1 protein-coding gene is annotated in these 1,247 nt (G+C 47.7%); it reads left to right on the top strand.

Annotated features, from left to right (window positions below; all coding sequences use genetic code 11):
* The first annotated feature begins 1 nt into the window (after window position 1).
* Entirely contained in the window at window positions 2–1,186 is a 1,185-nt protein-coding gene (gene tuf / locus DRW07_RS18210; RefSeq protein ID WP_124029389.1) for an elongation factor Tu, read from the top strand.
* Window positions 1,187–1,247 lie beyond the last annotated feature (61 nt).

Genomic DNA, 1,247 nt, shown 5'->3' on the forward strand with positions numbered 1-1,247 from the left:
AATGGCAAAAGAAAAGTTTGAACGTACGAAACCGCACGTCAACGTTGGTACAATCGGTCACGTTGACCACGGTAAAACTACACTAACTGCAGCAATCACTACAGTACTTGCAAAGACTTACGGTGGTGCAGCACAAGCATTCGATCAAATCGATAACGCACCAGAAGAGCGTGAGCGTGGTATCACCATCGCGACTTCACACGTAGAATATGACACGCCTACTCGCCACTACGCGCACGTAGACTGTCCTGGACACGCTGACTACGTTAAGAACATGATCACAGGTGCTGCTCAGATGGACGGAGCTATTCTAGTAGTAGCAGCGACTGACGGTCCTATGCCTCAGACTCGTGAGCACATCCTACTAGGTCGTCAGGTTGGCGTACCTTACATCATCGTATTCATGAACAAGTGTGACATGGTTGACGATGAAGAGCTTCTAGAGCTAGTAGAAATGGAAGTACGTGAACTTCTAAACGAATACGAATTCCCTGGTGATGACTTGCCAGTTATTCAAGGCTCTGCACTTAAAGCGCTAGAAGGCGACGCAGAGTGGGAAAAGAAAGTCATCGAGCTAGGCGAAGCCCTAGATTCATACATCCCAGAGCCAGAGCGTGCAATTGATAAGCCGTTCATTCTTCCAATCGAAGACGTATTCTCAATCTCTGGTCGTGGTACTGTAGTAACAGGCCGTGTAGAGCAAGGTATCATCAAAGTTGGTGAAGAAGTTGAAATCGTTGGTATCAAAGAGACGACGAAGACAACTTGTACTGGCGTAGAGATGTTCCGTAAGTTGCTAGACGAAGGTCGTGCAGGTGAGAACGTTGGTGTACTACTACGTGGTACTAAGCGTGACGAAGTAGAGCGTGGTCAAGTATTGTCAGCGCCTGGTTCAATCAACCCACACACAAAGTTTGAAGCAGAAGTCTACGTACTAAGCAAAGACGAAGGTGGCCGTCACACGCCATTCTTCAAAGGCTACCGTCCACAGTTCTACTTCCGTACAACTGACGTTACTGGTGCAGTAGAGCTACCAGAAGGCGTAGAAATGGTAATGCCTGGCGACAACTTGAAGTTTGTTGTTGAGCTAATTGCTCCAATCGCGATGGACGAAGGCTTGCGCTTCGCTATCCGTGAAGGTGGCCGTACCGTAGGTGCGGGTGTTGTATCTAAAATCTTGGACTAAGATTTAGACACAGCTGCAAAGCATAAGAAAAACCCCGCTCTTTAGCGGGGTTTTTTGTTTG

Source organism: Paralteromonas sediminis, assembly GCF_003820355.1.
In the GTDB taxonomy this organism is placed as follows: domain Bacteria; phylum Pseudomonadota; class Gammaproteobacteria; order Enterobacterales; family Alteromonadaceae; genus Alteromonas_F; species Alteromonas_F sediminis.

Coding starts and splice junctions, on each gene's coding strand:
- tuf (WP_124029389.1), top strand. CDS start 2: ATGGCAAAAGAAAAGTTTGAACGTACGAAACCGCACGTCAACGTTGGT.